Raw genomic sequence first — 16,015 nt, forward strand, 5'->3', positions numbered from 1 at the left:
GGCTTCTTCGGTGTCGAGGCGGGTCAGGCCTTGGTCTCACCCTCCGCGGGAGACGCAGGACGGGATTCGGGACTGTGCGCGTGCGGTGCTCGGTCGCCGTTGCTGCGACCGCGTACGAGCACAACCAGTGCCACGACGACGACCACCACGATGATCGCGATGAACGCCATCCATCCGAGTGCCAACCACACGTAGTCCGTGTTCACGAGCATTCCACCTTCATGATCTGTTGCGGTTCAGCGGCATGCTGTAAGGCCGCCGAGGTTCCGATTCCGTCGATTGCGGTGTTGCACTTCAAAAGTTAGAGACGAAACCGAGCGTTGCCAATGAGAATGCGGCCAAGGTGCAACGCCCACTACGACCAAAGTTGTAGTGGCATACGACCCTCGCGCCATAGACGTACGACCGTCGGGCAGCAACGATCGAATCATGGTCACCACACACGGGGTTGTCCGCTCGATCGACGACGAGACAGAGGTACCCCGCCGCGGCACCCTGTTGGTACGGACAGCCATCGGACTCGCGTGGGCCGAGGCACGACCGTCGGTTCAGATCATCTTCCAGCTGCGCATCCTTGCAGTGGTCGCAGTGGCGTCGCTCGACCCGCGGGCCGTGCCGGACCTTGTCGGCGTCGCGATCTGCTGCGCCGGCTGGCTGTGCGTCACGTGGTCCATCTACCTCCTCAACGGGATCACCGACCGCGCGGGGGATCGCCTCAACGGTGGAACGCGACCCATCGCCTCCGGAGCCCTCGGCGTCGACACCGCCCGCGTGCTCGTCGTCGTTCTATCCTCCACCGGGCTGAGCCTGTGCCTGGTGGGCGACGAGCTCACGTTCGTTGCCGCAGCCACCATGCTGATTCTCGGGTATCTCTATTCCGCCGGCCCGGCACCACTCAAACGCAGCGTCTGGGGCGTGCAGGTGTCCGTGATCGGAGGCGGCCTGCTGACCTACTCGGCGGCCGTCGCGGCTGCAGACCTCACCTTCTCGGCGGCCGGTGTGCTGTTCGCGACCGCCTTGTCCGCATGGATGGGTGTCGGGGGAATTTCGAAAGACGTCTCGGACGTCGAGGGTGATCGCAGGATGGGTCGACGCACGCTGGCGATGTGGAGCGAACGTGGATCGCTCCACGTCGCAGCCGCCGCCGCGATGGTTGTCTCGATCGGCTTCTCCATCGGCGTGCTGACCGAAGCGCCCGAGCTGATCGTGCCTGCTCTGATGCTCGTGGTCGGTGCGTGCGCGTTCGTTCGGTGCGCCCTCGTCCCGGGGTTGTCGTCGCGCAACCCGCGCACCGCCTATCGCACGTTCATGCTCACCCAGTACGGCACGCACGTTGCGGCGATCTGCATTTCGGTGTGACGATCCCCGCACGGTGAACTCGAACCCAACAGTCGGTTAACTTCTACACCCCGCTCGGCACGCTGACGGGGCTCTTTTCGCTTCTTGGACACCTACCGGTCTGTATTTGCGGCTAGCATGGCGCGACCAGGATCGCTCGGCGTGGAGCCTCGCGTACCACGACGAGAGATCGACAGCAGGTATCCGAGGGTGGGGGCAGAACACAGGTGAACGTCGATTCCAATCGACTGATCGAGCGTGCGACAGCGGCCTATACGGTCCTTCTCGATCGCTCGGCAAGCCCGGCCCTGACAGATCCTGCGATGCAAGAACAACTTGTTCACCAGGCCGATGCTGTCGTGCGAACGGTAGCGACGTCGTTTCTGGCACCGGCGAGCGGCGCGCCCATAGGGCCACCAATGGATCCCAGCACAGACCTCGGAGAACAACGTGCGCGCTCGGGCGTCCACCCGACCCAATCGCTCCACGCGGCATCGCTGATGTTCGAGGCGCTGTTCCCCATCCTGGTCGAGGCTGTGGACACTGCCGACGGCTCCAGAACCCAGGTCGAACTGGGTATCGCACTCGAGCGTGAAATCCAGGGCAGGCTGGCGGTCGGGTCGATTCCCTACGTCAATCTTCTGTTGACCAAGCTGCTGTCGTCGCAGCAGGACGAGCGCAGTCGCATCGCTCGCGACCTACACGACCGCATCGCCCATGGAATGGGCGCAGCCCTGCAACAGCTGGACCTTTTCGACCACTATCGTTCACGCGATCCGGGCCGTGCCGAGAACCATCTGGCCACCGCACGCGCGTCGATCAAGGCCAGTTTCGACAGCACGAGGCAGGTTTCGGCGGATCTGTGGGTCCGAGTGAGCGAACAGGGCCTGAGCGAGGCACTGGCGTCGTACCTGGACACCACGGTGCCCGAGGGAACCAGCACAGCGGTGACCGTATCGGGAGGTGCGCCGAACCTCCTCGACGAGGTCAAGCAAGAGGTCTACATCTTGCTGCGAGAGGCTGTACGCAACGCCGTCATCCATGCGAAGCCGACATCGGTGACGGTCCAACTCGTCACCGAGGACGATCGGTTTCGGGCCGTCGTCCGAGACGACGGCTGCGGTTTCGACGTGGGGGCGGTGACGGCGATCAAGACGGTCGGAGGCCTCGCATCGATTCGGGAGCGTGCGACCCTTCTCGGCGGGCGCGCCACCATCACGGCAGACCCTGGGGCCGGCACCACCGTCGAATTACTGCTTCCGCTTCACGACGGCTCGGGACGCAGACAATGGTGACGCAGGAGCAGACCGGCCTACGCCCGGCACGCGTCGTGCTGGCCGACGATCACACGCTCTTTCGTGACGGACTCGCCGCCTTGATCGAAACCGATCCTGCGTTCGAGGTCGTGGCTCAGTGCCCTGACGGTGCGAGTGCCATCGAGGTCGTCGCCGACCTGATTCCCGACATTGCCGTGCTCGACATCGAGATGCCGGGACCTGGCGCGCGAGCCGTCGTGACCGCGATCCGCGATCGGGCACCTTCGGTTGCGATCGTCATCCTCTCGATGCATCAGGACTCGGAGATGCTGCGCGACCTGCTCGACGCAGGCGCGTCTGCGTTTCTCGCCAAGACTGTCGCCCGCGATCAGCTGATCGCCGGACTGCATTCCGTCCAGCAGAGCCCGGGTAACATCCTGTTGTCGACGTCGCGCGAATCGATCGGGGTTGCGCTCGCGGAGTCCCCCGAACCGGAGCATCCACTGTCACCGCGCGAGATCGAGGTTCTCGGACTGGTTGCTCAGGCCAGATCGAATCAACAGATCGGACGAGAACTCGGTATCACCGAGTCCACGGTCAAACGGCACCTGACCAACATCTTCGCGAAGTTGGGAGCCGTCTCCCGTGTCGACTGCATCCGAAAAGCCTCGGCGTACGACCTCGCCAAAGATTGGTGACACCAGCCTGTATGGGTAAAGCCACACAGGTACGCTGAACGGAACAATCTGGACAATCGAACGACAAGGCTTCGCATGGCAATCGACTACACCCGCAAGCCGTCGACCCCAGCAGCACCTGTGGTGAGTCTGAGCAAGGTCACGCTGTCCAAGGCAGCGCCGTCTGTCAGCCTGACGAAAGCCGGTGAAAAGCAAGGCGCCATGCGCGTCAACCTGAACTGGTCGACCGGTGCCGCCGCGCCCGCGCCGAAGAAGAAAGGGTTCCTCGCCAAGCTTGCGGCAGCGTCGTACGGAACCGGAGGCGTCGACCTCGACCTGGGGTGCCTGTACGAACTCGCCGACGGTTCGAAGGGCGTCATACAGGCCCTCGGCAACAGCTTCGGTGCGCTCGACCGCGCGCCGTACATCGCACTCGACGGCGACGACCGCTCCGGCACCGTCAGTGGCGGCGAGAACATGCACATCGACCTCGGTAAACCCGAATTGTTCAAGCGCATACTCATTTTCGCGATGATCTACGACGGTGCACCCAACTGGGCTGCCGTCGACGGTGTCGTAACGCTGTTCCCGACGTCCGGCCCGCAGGTGGAAGTGAAGCTCGACTCGGACAACAACTCCGCTCGCATCTGCGCAATTGCTTTGCTGGAGAGCGGAAAACAAGGCGTCACCGTCACCCGTCAGGTCGAGTACATCCAGGGCAGCCAGTCGGACCTGGACAAGAAGTACGGCTGGGGCATGAAGTGGGCCGCGGGGCGCAAATAGGTCAGGACGTCAGCTCGAGCGCACCGAGGGCCCTCTTCGCGACGCGCTCGAGCTGGACCCGATCAGCGCCGTCCCGTGCGCGCTGCGACATACCCTGAATGACCGCGCCGACGAATTCCGCCTGCTCCGAGGGCGAACCGTCGTCACGCGCAGTTCTATCCGCAGCGATTCGCTCGGACAGAAGCGCGATGTTGGCATTGCGCATGTCTCGCAGCCTCTCTGCTACGTGCTTGTTCGCATCGGACACCGTCACCGCGGCACTGATCACGAGACACCCTCCAGGGCACGACTCGTCGGAATAGTGCTCGGCGGCACCGAACAGGATCCGCCGCACCAGCGCCGCGGCCTTCTCCTCCTCTGCGAAGGCGCGGGCCATGAAGTCGCCCCGGGTGGCGTTGTAGCGTTCGACGGTGGCGAAGAACAGTCCCTCTTTCCCGCCGAACGCGCTGTAGAGACTCGGCGGATTGATCCCCATCGCCGAGGTCAGCATGGATACAGAGGTCGCTTCGTAGCCGTGCTCCCAAAAAGCGAACATCGCATTCTCCAGAGCGGAGTCGACGTCGAACTTTCGACCTTGCCCGCGTACGCCTGCCATCCGTAACTCCTCTTGTCGCGCCGCTTCCGCACATTACTCCTGTAGCGATCGATATGCGAATGCCGTAGGCTTCGGCGGACCGAGGAGAGGACTGGACATGAAAGCCATCGTGATCGACGCAACGGGAGGCCCACGTTCGGCTTCGACGAAGCGGCTCACGCACATGCACTCATCGCAGCTGGCGGCGTCCGAGGAAAGGTACTGCTGATCCCATGAAGTACGGATTGAACCTCCCCAACTTCGGCCCCGACATCGATCCCGACGGCATCCTCGCGTGGGCGCGCACCGCCGAGGACGTCGGATTCGACGCAATCCTGCTGTCCGATCACGTCGTGTTGACCGACGACGCACACGGCCGCTCGCCCGCTCCGTTCTACGAATGCCTCGCGACGCTGTCGTGGCTTGCCGCATCGACGACGACAATTCGGCTCGGCAGCGGGGTCCTGATCGGGAGCCACCGCCATCCTGCACATCTGGCCCACGCCACGGCAACAATCGACAGACTGAGCGGAGGACGCTTGATCGTCGGCGTCGGCGTCGGTTGGGCGAGACAAGCATTCGACATTCTCGGGGTCCCTTTTCAGCGGCGCGGCGCGCTGACGGATGACGCGCTGGAGACTCTCCTGGCTGCGTGGACGTCCGATACTCTGCACATGCCCGGATCCGATGGCGCCGCACGCCTGGTGCACAACGGTCCACGTCCCGTTCAGGACCCTCACCCTCCGGTGTGGATCGGCGGCAACGGACGCGCCGCACTCGACCGCACGAACCGATTCGGCACTGCATGGCATCCCCTGCACCCGTCACGAGAACTGTCCGTTTCTGGAACCAGGTACCTGAGTGCTGGAAAGCAGTTCGTCCCGCGGATGTACTTCTTGCCGGTGGACACGCAGGTCACGTCACCGAACCGCCCCCTTGGCTACGGAACCATCGACCAGATCCGTTCCGACGTGGACTTTCTCACCGAACTCGGAGTCGAAGAGATAGTGCTCGACACCGACCCCGGCGATCCGCGTCTGCGGCGATCGACGGAGCACGACCTAGAACTGGCGGAGCTAGCCGCGAAGACGTTCGGGATGTGAATTCACGCCGACGTTGCCGGGATCCCAGACTGCTCGGACGGCTCTTCGGTGACGCTGTAGGCGAGGTGCCCGCCGATGACACCGCCCAGGCCGGCCGCCGTGAGGCCGGCCAGCGCGAGGCCTTTCGCGACACCATCGGTTCGGTTCCGTCGGCGCAGGAACGAGCCGAGAAACAGAAATACACCTGTAGCGTTCGCACCTGCGTGAATGATGCCGACACGGCGTGCGCGCGTGCCGCGGGTGGACCAGTCGCCCCATCCGGTGGCGATGGTGGCGGGCGCCGAGAGTAGTCCGAGGCCGATCAACCGCTGGGCGGCTTTCGACTCCGACCCGGCCATATCGAGGACAACCGCACTCGTCCACGCACCGACCGTCACGTTGACCAGGGCTGGATGAATTGGGTGGCCGACGAAAGACCCACGCAACAATCCTCCGACCAGCGAGTTGTCCAGCGCGGGTTTGAGGACACCGTTGATAGCGTCGCTTTCCTTGTCGAGGAACGACGCGTCTTCGAGACTGTTCATTACACCGGGAAGGCTCATGCTCCCCGGCTACCCCCATAACACTGCGGCAAACGATTGGATTGCCTTACCAACAAGCAGAAACGTACAGCGTACGGTAAGTTGCCACACGACCCCGTTCGAAAGGTGACTGCCCTTACATGACCACTGCCGAAGCGTTGAACACGATCGTCGTTCGAGGTGCACGCGAGAACAACCTGCACGATGTAGATCTCGATCTACCCAAGCGCCGACTCATCGTCTTCGCGGGCGTATCCGGATCCGGTAAGTCCTCGCTCGTATTCGACACCATTGCCGCCGAAGCCCAGCGCCAGATCAACTCCACGTTCACGGCGTTCGCGCAGACGTTCCTCCCGTCGTACGGGCGCCCCGACGCCGATCTCATCGCCAACCTGTCTGCTGTGATCATCGTCGATCAGAAGCGCTTGTTCGGTGGACCGCGTTCGACGGTCGGCACCATCACCGACATCGGCGACTGGTTGCGCATGCTCTGGTCACGCGCGGTCACTCCGTCGATCGGGTACTCCAACGCCTTCTCGTTCAACGACCCTGCCGGAATGTGCCCCGAGTGCGAGGGCCTCGGCGAGGCCAAGGTGATCGACATGAGCGAACTGGTCGACGAGTCGAAGTCGTTGCGGGAGGGACCGTTCAAACACCCCGACTTCGAACCGGGCAAGTGGCCGTATCGGGTGTTCGCAGACTCGGGACTGTTCGACCTCGACGTGCCGGTCGAGCAGTACTCGGCCCGCGAGCGACACATCTTCTTCGACGCCAAGCCGGGCGAAATCGAGGTGGTCAACACCGACGCCATCATGAAGAGCTACGAGGGCATCATCTCTCGTTTCAGGCGGAGCTATCTGTCCAAGGATGCCGACGCCCTGAAAGGCAAAGCCAAGATCGCATTCGATCGCATCGTCACCCGCGGCCGGTGCGAAGCCTGCGAGGGTTCCCGCTACAACGACACCGTTCGCGGCGCACGAATCGAGGGTCTCTCACTGCCCGACTCGTTCGCGATGCAGGTATCGGATCTGGCAGAGCGCATCAGCAGCTGGCAACTGCGAGATCTGAATACTCTTCGCGACGAAATCGTGCTGCAGCTGCGCCGACTCGTCGATCTGGGTCTCGGATACCTCTCACTGGACCGAGCAACCGCCTCCCTGTCCGGCGGCGAGTCACAACGCATCAAGATGGTCCGCCACCTCGGCGCGACGCTCAACGACATGCTCTACGTGTTCGACGAACCCACCACCGGACTACATCCGCGCGACGTGCACCGCCTCAACGAGATGCTGCTTGCGTTGCGCGACAAAGGAAATACCGTTCTCGTCGTCGAGCACGATCCGGAGGTGATGGCTATCGCCGACCGCATCGTCGAGATCGGGCCCGGTGCTGGCAAAGCAGGCGGAACGGTGATGTTCGAGGGAACCTACTCGGAGCTGCTGGAGGCGGAAACGCGTACCGGGAAGGCTTTACGACGCAACAATGCGGCGCTGCGGACACCCCGAACACCCGTGGGCTTCCTGCATATCGCCGGCGCGAACACCCACAACCTGCGCAACGTCAGCGCCGACATCCCACTCGGTGTCCTCACGGCCGTGACAGGAGTCGCGGGCTCGGGCAAATCCAGCCTGATTCACGGTCATCTGCGCTCGGTAGCGCCCGACGCGGTGATCATCGATCAGGCACCGATCCGTGGGTCTCGGCGCTCCTCCCCTGCAACCTATTCCGGCCTGCTGGATCCGATCCGAGCCTACTTCGCTAAAAAGACAGGCCAACCGGCGTCGTTGTTCTCCCCGAATTCCGACGGTGCCTGCTCCGATTGCCAGGGCAGCGGTATAATTTTCACCGATCTGGGCTTCACCGATCCTGTATCCAGTACCTGCGAAACATGCCAGGGCAGACGGTTTCGGCCTGGGGCTATCCGGCACACCGTCGACGGCGTCAGTATTGCCGACGTGTTCGAGATGTCTGTCGAGGACGCGCAAGACTTTTTCGAGGTCAAGAAGATCCGCGACATCCTGCATCGCTGCTCCGACGTCGGACTCGGCTATCTCTCTCTCGGACAGAACCTTTCGTCTCTCTCGGGTGGTGAGCGTCAACGTCTGAAGCTGGCTACCGAGTTGGTGGGTTCGTCGCCGGTCCTGGTTCTCGACGAGCCGACCACCGGTCTACACCCGTCGGACGTCTCGAATCTCATCGCGCTGCTGTCCGGAATGGTCGACGAAGGTAGAAGCGTCATCGTGATCGAGCACAACCTCGATGTCGTAGCTGCGGCCGACTGGGTGATCGACCTCGGTCCCGATGGCGGCCACACCGGCGGAGAGGTCGTGTTCACCGGAACCGTCGAAGATCTGGTGAGCAGGGACACGCACACAGGTGTCTATCTGGCCAAGAGCCTGGGTCGCTAGCGTCACCTGCGGGTAGGTTCGACGATCATGAGCAGCGACACCTCCAACGCCATTGCCCGCACCGCGTACACGGCCTTCGAGCCGTTTCACATCACGGCCTACTTCAATCCCCTGCTGAAGTCGGCGGGTGAGGAGACCGGACTCGACGGCCACGCTTGGTATGCAGGGTCCCGCGCGGAACCGCTAGGCCCGACCCCGGCGAGTGTCGTGGCGGCAGCGTTCTACAACTTCAATCCCGCGCTGGTCGAGCGGGTGTGGCCACAGGCCGTTGAGGCCGGACTCGGCAAGATCGCGGAGGTGCGGTGGTCGATTCTCGATCGTGTTCTGGGAGACGCGCTCGGTTCTCTGGCCTCCGAGCCGAAGTTGGTCGAGGTAGGCAATCGGCTGCGAGACATCGGTGACACCGCCGTGTTCGCCGGTCGCACCTTGTCGGCAGCGTGGCACGCCTCGGACAGGCCGGACAGCCCGCACCTTGCCTTGTGGCACTCGATTGCAGTCATCCGCGAGTGGCGAGGCGACGGCCACCTCGCCGCCTTGGTCGACGCCCAACTCGACCCGACAGAGGCCGTCGTCTTCCACGAGGCGATCCACCCCGACCCGAAGTCGCGCCGCGTCCTCGGCAAACGAATCACGCAGATCACCAGGGGATGGTCGGACGAAGAATGGGACGCAGCGGCCGATCGACTGATCGCGCGCGGGCTCGTCGAACGCCAGGACAAGGGTGAGGCACTCACCGAGCACGGCGTCGACCTCGACGCCCACATCGAAGCACGCACCGACGCGTTGGCGGCGTCCATCTGGCGCGATGTGCCCGACGCAGAGGACATCGTGCTCAGCGTCCGCCCCTATTCGAAGGCGATCATCGACGCCGGGATCCTGCCCGGCACGAAAAAGAAGTAGCTTTCGGTCGATTCTCACCGATGCCCCGCAGACGCCACGAGCTGTCTGCGGGGCATCGTGCGTTTAAAGGCAGTCGCAGGATTCGGGGTTCTTCGAAGCGCGGGGTAGGCAATTTTCTGTCGGCGGGAATTGATATCGTCTCGAGCACGTTACTTGAGTCGAACACGCTCAACCCTTGTAGTAGGAGGAACGAATGCCGGCTTACCTGGGACCCGAGGGCCCTCGTCGCATCGATATCAGCCGCCTGATGAGCAGGTCGACCCAATCGCTCATCGGTGACGCGGCTACGTTCGCCGCAGGTCGCGGAGATGCCGAACTCGACGCACTGCACGTTCTGCACATCATGGCGCAGACCGACCCCACCAAAAGCCTGATGCAACGCGCAGGTGCCCCGTCCCCCGCCGTCGTCGATGCCGTGGAGCTGAGGCTCCCACAGTCGCGTGGCGAGTCACAGGTCAACGCGACCGCACTCAGCAGCACGTTGAAGACCGCAATTCTCGAAGCTCACCACATCGCCCAGTCGCTGGGCTCGACGTACATCGATCCCGAACACCTCTTCGTCGCGTTCGCGGCCGATCAAGACCACATCGTCGGGCGGCTACTTGCATCCGAAGGCATCACCGCCGACGGTCTGCAGACTGCGCTGAAGGGCGGTTCGGTGGAACCCGAGTCCAACTCCGAAACACCGACACTCGACAAGTACGGCGTCGACCTGACCCAGCGTGCCCGCGAGGGTGGCATCGACCCCGTCATCGGGCGGTCGGACGAGATCGCACAGACCATCGAGATCCTTTCGCGCCGAACCAAGAACAACCCCGTTCTGGTCGGCGAGGCCGGGGTAGGCAAGACGGCCGTTGTCGAAGGACTCGCGCAACGCATCGTCGACGGCGACGTACCGGATCGCCTCGCAGGCAAACGGATCGTTCAGCTCGACATGTCGTCGATGGTCGCCGGTACCCGCTACCGCGGCGACTTCGAGGAGCGGCTGACGACGGTGATCGACGAAATCGTCGCCCACAAGGATCAGCTCATCGTGTTCATCGACGAAGTGCACACCATCGCTGGTGCCGGCGGCGGCGCCGAAGGTGCCATGGATGCCGGAAACATCCTCAAGCCCAAACTCGCTCGCGGTGAACTGCACATCGTCGGTGCCACCACTCTCGACGAGTACCGGACGAACATCGAGAAGGATCCCGCGCTCGAGCGTCGGTTCCAGCCTGTGACGGTGCCCGAACCGAGCATCGACGACGCCAAGGCCATTCTCACCGGGCTGCGCAGCCGGTATGAGGAGCACCACGGCGTCACATACGCGGACGAGGCGATCTCGGCCGCCGTCGAGCTGTCCGATCGCTACATCGGCGACCGGTTCCTGCCGGACAAGGCGATCGACCTCATCGATCAAGCCGGTGCGCGCAAGCAACTCGCCCGTCCGAACATCGATGTTGCCGCCGTCGAGAAGCAGATCGAGTCGTTGGAAGCGGAGAAGGCGACCGCCATCGAGCACGAGGACTACGAGAAGGCGTCGCAGCTCCGCGACGACGTCGCGACACTGCAGAATCGGCTGAACGGGAAGTCGGACGACGACGCTCCCGAGGTGTCCGCCGCGGACATCGCCGACATCGTCTCGCGATCCACCGGGATCCCGGCCAGCCAGATGACTCAGGAGGAGAAGCAACGCCTGCGCCTTTTGGAATCGGAACTGCACCGTCGCGTCGTCGGACAGGACGAAGCAGTCAAGGCCATCGCTCGGGCGGTGCGTCGCAGCCGGACCGGCATGAACGACCCGGACCGTCCCGTCGGTAGCTTCCTGTTCCTCGGACCGACGGGTGTCGGTAAGACAGAGCTCGCAAAAGCCTTGGCTGCATCACTTTTCGGCGAGGAAAAGAAGATGCTTCGTCTCGACATGAGTGAGTTCGGCGAACGCCACACCGTCAGCCGGCTCGTCGGTGCACCTCCCGGATACGTCGGGTACGGCGAGGCGGGCCAGCTCACCGAGCAGGTTCGACGCAACCCGTACTCGGTGATCCTGCTCGACGAGATCGAGAAGGCTCACCCGGACGTCTTCGACACGCTTCTGCAGGTGCTCGACGACGGTCGCTTGACCGACGGTCAGGGCCGCACGGTCAACTTCCGCAACACCGTGGTGATCATGACGAGCAATCTCGGCTCCGACATCATCTCGAGCAAGTCCGGCGGCACCGGTTTCAACACCGGCGTACTGGACGAGAAGCCGATGCGTGACCGGGTGATGGGAAGGTTGAGGGAGAAGATGCGTCCTGAGTTCCTCAACCGCATCGACGAGATCGTGGTGTTCCGCAAACTCGACACCGAGCAGCTGCATCGCATCACGGATCTGATGCTCGCCGAGAGTCGGGAACGCCTGTCGGCCAAAGGTATCGAGATCACCTTCAGCGACTCGGCCGTGGACTGGCTGGCGCAGAACGGGCACCAGCCGGAGTTCGGCGCGCGGCCGTTGCGTCGATCGATTCAGCGCGCACTGGACGACAAAATCGCCGACCTGCTGCTCGACGACGTTCTCACCGAGGGCGGCAGCGTCTCGGTGGACGTCACGGACGACGAATTGGCGTTGAACGTCGCATAGTGTGACTTCGCCACTCGTATAGGCGTAGTCGGTTTTCCACGCCGACTACGCATATACGAGCAGCCGCGCCGCATACTGAGCCGATGATCCTCGAACACGCGTTGTTGCACGTCGCATCTGAGAGAACCGACGAGTTCGAAGCCGCGTTCGCAGCGGCGAAGTCCATCATCTCGGCTATGCCAGGATTCGTGAACCTGCGGCTCTCACGCGGAATCGAGCGTCAGGCGGTGTATCTCCTACTCGTCGAGTGGGACACACTGGAAGCGCATACCGAGGGCTTCCGCGGGTCGAGCGAATACTTGGAGTGGAAAGCACTGCTGCATCACTTCTACGACCCGTTCCCAGTCGTCGAACATTTCGCTCCCATCCTGGTGGCCTGACCACGTCCTGGTTGAGCAGAGCATCCAAGGCACCGCTTGGATGGTCCATTCATACGAACCAAACGTATGAAAGGACCTTTCAAGCGATGATGAAGGGGACAACTCAACGTCGAAGGAGATCCACCCGTGGCAACGGCAGCGTCGTACATCTCGAAGCAGGACCAACTCGAAGTCAGCACCTACACCTGGCCCACCTCGGTCGATCCGGCAGTAGGCGTCGTACAGATCGCTCACGGGCTTGCCGAGCACGGAAGCCGATACGCCCGGTTCGCGACAGCTCTGAACGACGCCGGCTTCCATGTGGTCGCATCCGATCACCGCGGTCACGGCGCGACGATCACCGAGACCCCCGGAGATTTCGGTTCGATCGGGTTCGCAGCCTTGTGGGCGGACATCGAGCAGCTCGGCGAACAGCTTCTGAACGACTACCCGGATCTCCCGTTGTTTCTGTTCGCCCACTCGATGGGCTCGTTTGCGGCGCAACATGTTCTGATCGAGCGTTCAGATCTGTACGAAGGTGTGGTGCTGTCCGGATCGACCACCCTCGATGTCCTCGCTGCCGGCATGGCCGACGCCCCCGCCGGTGACCTCAGTGTGTTCAACAGCGCGTCCGAACATCGCACCGGTTACGAATGGCTCTCGCGCGACGAATCCGAGGTCGACGCCTATGTCGCCGACGAGCTGTGCGGTTTCGATCTGCCGGAGTCGACGGTTCCTGCGCTGTTCACCGAAGCATACAAGCTGGCGGATCCGCACAAGCTCGGGGAGATTCGTTCGGACCTTCCGCTGCTGATCACCTCTGGATCCGACGACCCGCTGGCGGGCGGCGGTCAATTGGTCGAGCAGCTCGGTGCCCGGTACCGCGAAGCCGGACTCAGCGACGTGACGGTGAAGATCTACGAGGGCGCCCGCCACGAAATCCTCAACGAGACCAACCGACACGAAGTCACCGCCGATATCATCGGGTGGGTGACGAGCCACCTCACCTGAGCCGGAGATTCACGGGCTGCCCATCCTCCGGGAAGGGCAGTGACGTGAAGTTCAGTGGCGCAACGTAATCAGGGTCGACGCTCCAGTCGAACCGCAACAGCAGATGGTGCATGATCGTCTTGATCTCGGCACCCGCGAAGAACATTCCGATGCATTTGTGGACGCCGCCGCCGAACGGCTCCCAGGCGTACCGGTGCACCTTGTCTTCGTGCCGCTCGGATGAGAACCGCTCGGGGTCGAACTTCTCGGGGTCCGGCCAGTACTGCGACATGTGGTGCGTGAAGTGCGGAGCGACTGACGCATATGTTCCTGCAGGGACGAATTTCCCTTGCACCTCGGTGTCTTTCACCGCGCGCCGGGCGACGACGGGCGTCGGCGACACGAGCCGCAGGCATTCCTTCATCACCAGATCGATGCTTTCGAGATCGTCGAGCTGCGCCAGCGTCGGCGCCTCGGTGCCCAGTGCCACCGACTCGGCCCGGCACTTGTCCTGCCACTGCGGATGTTGCCCTAGATACTGCATCATCGTCGACAGTGTGATGGTCGACGTGTCGTGCGCTGCCATGAGTAGGAAGATCATGTGGTCGACGACTTCGTCGTCCGTGAAGCGTTGACCGGTGTCGGATTCGATGTGGCACAACACCGAAAACAGGTCGTCGGTCTCGGTCGCGCGTCTGGCCGGTAGGTACCGCCGGAAGAACTCGTCGAGCACTTTTCTGCCGTCGAGCCCACGCTTCCATCGGGTTCCCGGAAGTCGATAGCGAACGATCGAGGTCGCTGCCTGTACACACGCGACGAAACTGGCGTTCACCAGCGCGATCTCGTCGTCGTCGCTTCCTTCGGCGCCGCCCATGAAGATGCTGGTCGCTACATCGAGGGTGAGTGATTTCAGCGCGGGATAGACCGTGAAGCCGTCCTTCCCCGCCCACTCGTCGAGCCCGCTGGACACCACGGGGTTCAACGATTCGACCGACTTCTCGAGACGCCCCCGAGTGAACGCCTGCTGCATGATTCTGCGGTGCCGCATGTGCTCGTCCGAGTCGAGCAGCATCAGGCCGCCGTGGAAGAACGGCCCGATCAGCAACGACCATCCGTCGCTGTTGACGAACGCTTTGTCCTTGTTCTGCAGAACTTGCTGGCAGGCGTCGGGTCCGAGGACAGTGATCCAACGCTGCCCGGCCATGGTCAGCCAGGACACGTCGCCGTATTTGTCCCAGCGGCTTCTGAACAGAGCCAGCGGGTCGCGAATGTACTCGAGCGTGTGGCCGACAAGGGGAAGACCTCCATCCCCCGACACCGCGTCGAGGTTGGAATCGGCGGGTGGAGCAGCCAAGAGCTTCGACATCGGACACCTTCCGTTATCTGACAGGATGCCATGTCAGATTTGACTGTAGTCTGCGTCACACCCGTTCGATCTGTCAAGATCGACCCATGACTCCCACGACGCGTCGCTACGCGGGCATGAGCGCCGACGACCGCGCGGCCGACCGTCGCGCGCGATTGCTCGAAGCCGGATTGGACGTCTTCTCGACCACCGGGGCGGCTGGCGCGACCATGACCGCGATCTGCGCACAGGCGAAGCTGACCGAGCGCTACTTCTACGAAAGCTTCACCAGCAGAGACGATCTACTGAGGAGCGTGGTCGACGCCGTGTCGGAGGAGATCAAGTCCGCAGCCCTCGCCGCCCTACACTCCCCCGCGGACACCGTCGAGCAGCAGGTTCGACAGGCCATCGCAGCCTTCGTCTCGGTCCTCACCGAAGATCGGCGCAAAGGTCGTGTCGCAATGATCGAATCGTTGGCGGTCGATTCACTGCGCACGCATCGCCGAGAGTCCATGCGAGACTTCGCGCACCTCGTCGCCGAGCAGGCTCGTGATCTGTACGGCGATCGGGCATGGCCGCAGCAACAGTCGGAGATCAACGGCCTGCTGTTCATCGGCGGCCTCGCCGAACTGGTCATCGCCTGGTTGAACGACGAGATCGACGTGACGCCTGAGCAGATCGTCGACGCAGCGACGCACCAATTCGTCTCCACCGGCCACCGCTGAGAAAAGCTACAGTCGAGCAAGTGGCCCATGCTCATCGCTCGAAGCAGTCGACGCCGCCGGAGAAGACGTGCGCGTCCTGCGGGCGGCGCATCGAGTGGCGCAAGAAGTGGGAGAAGAACTGGAATGACGTCAAGTACTGCAGTGATGCCTGCAGGCGGCACAAGGTGACCGCGTCGGACAAGCAGCTCGAGGACAAGATTCGCGAGCTACTCGACGCCCGCTCCAGAGATTCCACCATCTGCCCGTCGGACGTTGCCCGCGCGATGTCCGAGACCGAGTGGCGAGATCTGATGGAGCCGGTACGAAAAGCCGCACGACGTTTGGTCGACGCCGGGGAAGTGGAGATCACGCAGAAAGGTTCGGTCGTGGATCCGTCGACTGCGAAGGGACCGATCCGGATCCGCTGGACGCGCTAGCACGCAGCTCCCCCAGTG

At 63.1% G+C, this 16,015-nt stretch carries 16 protein-coding genes and 1 pseudogene; 13 read left to right on the plus strand and 4 right to left on the minus strand.

Going from position 1 to position 16,015, the window contains the following annotated elements:
- Nucleotides 1-23 precede the first annotated feature (23 nt).
- Entirely contained in the window at nucleotides 24-206 is a 183-nt protein-coding gene (locus D8W71_RS22400) for a hypothetical protein (RefSeq protein WP_153275426.1), read from the minus strand.
- Nucleotides 207-429: 223 nt separating this feature from the next.
- Between D8W71_RS22400 and D8W71_RS22405 the strand changes: the two genes are divergently transcribed.
- The 4 genes from D8W71_RS22405 (at nucleotide 430) to D8W71_RS22420 (ending at nucleotide 4,054) form a co-directional block, all read left to right on the plus strand.
- The gene (locus D8W71_RS22405; RefSeq protein WP_153275427.1) at nucleotides 430-1,359 is read left to right on the plus strand and encodes a UbiA family prenyltransferase; all 930 of its coding nucleotides are present in this window, start codon (nucleotides 430-432) and stop codon (nucleotides 1,357-1,359) included.
- Nucleotides 1,360-1,757: 398 nt separating this feature from the next.
- On the plus strand, nucleotides 1,758-2,633 hold the full coding sequence (locus D8W71_RS22410) for a sensor histidine kinase (protein WP_161965499.1): 876 nt from the start codon (nucleotides 1,758-1,760) through the stop codon (nucleotides 2,631-2,633).
- Nucleotides 2,627-3,292, plus strand: a complete 666-nt coding sequence (locus tag D8W71_RS22415) for a response regulator (protein ID WP_121116702.1) — start codon at nucleotides 2,627-2,629, stop codon at nucleotides 3,290-3,292. The genes D8W71_RS22410 and D8W71_RS22415 overlap by 7 nt, the downstream gene beginning before the upstream one ends.
- Nucleotides 3,293-3,367: 75 nt before the next feature.
- Nucleotides 3,368-4,054 (plus strand): TerD family protein, encoded by a 687-nt coding sequence (locus D8W71_RS22420; RefSeq protein WP_121116704.1) that lies wholly within the window; start codon nucleotides 3,368-3,370, stop codon nucleotides 4,052-4,054.
- 1 nt (nucleotide 4,055) lies between these two features.
- Here D8W71_RS22420 and D8W71_RS22425 read toward each other — a convergent pair whose 3' ends face one another.
- A complete protein-coding gene (locus D8W71_RS22425) occupies nucleotides 4,056-4,649 on the minus strand; it encodes a TetR/AcrR family transcriptional regulator (RefSeq protein WP_121116706.1) in 594 nt (197 codons plus the stop codon).
- Nucleotides 4,650-4,861: 212 nt separating this feature from the next.
- On the opposite strand from D8W71_RS22425, the gene D8W71_RS22430 reads away from it, so the two are divergent.
- Nucleotides 4,862-5,731, plus strand: a complete 870-nt coding sequence (locus tag D8W71_RS22430; protein ID WP_121116708.1) for a TIGR03619 family F420-dependent LLM class oxidoreductase — start codon at nucleotides 4,862-4,864, stop codon at nucleotides 5,729-5,731.
- Between the two features lie 2 nt (nucleotides 5,732-5,733).
- Here D8W71_RS22430 and D8W71_RS22435 read toward each other — a convergent pair whose 3' ends face one another.
- A complete protein-coding gene (locus D8W71_RS22435; RefSeq protein WP_236077569.1) occupies nucleotides 5,734-6,255 on the minus strand; it encodes a DUF2231 domain-containing protein in 522 nt (173 codons plus the stop codon).
- Between the two features lie 137 nt (nucleotides 6,256-6,392).
- Here D8W71_RS22435 and D8W71_RS22440 point away from each other — a divergent pair, with 137 nt between their 5' ends.
- The 5 genes from D8W71_RS22440 (at nucleotide 6,393) to D8W71_RS22460 (ending at nucleotide 13,532) form a co-directional block, all read left to right on the plus strand.
- Nucleotides 6,393-8,660, plus strand: coding sequence for an ATP-binding cassette domain-containing protein (locus D8W71_RS22440; RefSeq protein WP_121116712.1), 2,268 nt, complete (start codon nucleotides 6,393-6,395; stop codon nucleotides 8,658-8,660).
- A 27-nt stretch (nucleotides 8,661-8,687) separates the two neighbouring features.
- Nucleotides 8,688-9,560, plus strand: coding sequence for an SCO6745 family protein (locus D8W71_RS22445; protein WP_121116714.1), 873 nt, complete (start codon nucleotides 8,688-8,690; stop codon nucleotides 9,558-9,560).
- A 193-nt stretch (nucleotides 9,561-9,753) separates the two neighbouring features.
- The gene (locus tag D8W71_RS22450; RefSeq protein ID WP_121116716.1) at nucleotides 9,754-12,162 is read left to right on the plus strand and encodes an ATP-dependent Clp protease ATP-binding subunit; all 2,409 of its coding nucleotides are present in this window, start codon (nucleotides 9,754-9,756) and stop codon (nucleotides 12,160-12,162) included.
- 83 nt (nucleotides 12,163-12,245) lie between these two features.
- On the plus strand, nucleotides 12,246-12,542 hold the full coding sequence (locus tag D8W71_RS22455) for an antibiotic biosynthesis monooxygenase family protein (RefSeq protein ID WP_121116718.1): 297 nt from the start codon (nucleotides 12,246-12,248) through the stop codon (nucleotides 12,540-12,542).
- A 126-nt stretch (nucleotides 12,543-12,668) separates the two neighbouring features.
- The gene (locus D8W71_RS22460; protein WP_121116720.1) at nucleotides 12,669-13,532 is read left to right on the plus strand and encodes an alpha/beta fold hydrolase; all 864 of its coding nucleotides are present in this window, start codon (nucleotides 12,669-12,671) and stop codon (nucleotides 13,530-13,532) included.
- On the opposite strand, the gene D8W71_RS22465 is transcribed toward D8W71_RS22460, so the two are convergent.
- Nucleotides 13,525-14,877, minus strand: coding sequence for a cytochrome P450 (locus tag D8W71_RS22465; protein WP_121116722.1), 1,353 nt, complete (start codon nucleotides 14,875-14,877; stop codon nucleotides 13,525-13,527). The genes D8W71_RS22460 and D8W71_RS22465 overlap by 8 nt on opposite strands.
- Before the next feature lie 86 nt (nucleotides 14,878-14,963).
- Between D8W71_RS22465 and D8W71_RS22470 the strand changes: the two genes are divergently transcribed.
- The 3 genes and pseudogenes from D8W71_RS22470 to D8W71_RS28095 all read left to right on the plus strand — a co-directional run bounded on the left by D8W71_RS22470 (nucleotide 14,964) and on the right by D8W71_RS28095 (nucleotide 15,997).
- The gene (locus D8W71_RS22470; protein ID WP_201265164.1) at nucleotides 14,964-15,581 is read left to right on the plus strand and encodes a TetR/AcrR family transcriptional regulator; all 618 of its coding nucleotides are present in this window, start codon (nucleotides 14,964-14,966) and stop codon (nucleotides 15,579-15,581) included.
- A 20-nt stretch (nucleotides 15,582-15,601) separates the two neighbouring features.
- Nucleotides 15,602-15,730 (plus strand): annotated as a pseudogene (locus tag D8W71_RS28090) (DUF2256 domain-containing protein); the annotation flags it as partial.
- 15 nt (nucleotides 15,731-15,745) lie between these two features.
- Complete coding sequence (locus D8W71_RS28095; protein ID WP_236078118.1) at nucleotides 15,746-15,997, plus strand: DUF3253 domain-containing protein; 252 nt, start codon at nucleotides 15,746-15,748, stop codon at nucleotides 15,995-15,997.
- Nucleotides 15,998-16,015: the final 18 nt, after the last annotated feature.

The organism is Rhodococcus sp. P1Y (genome assembly GCF_003641205.1).
Lineage (GTDB): Bacteria > Actinomycetota > Actinomycetes > Mycobacteriales > Mycobacteriaceae > Rhodococcoides.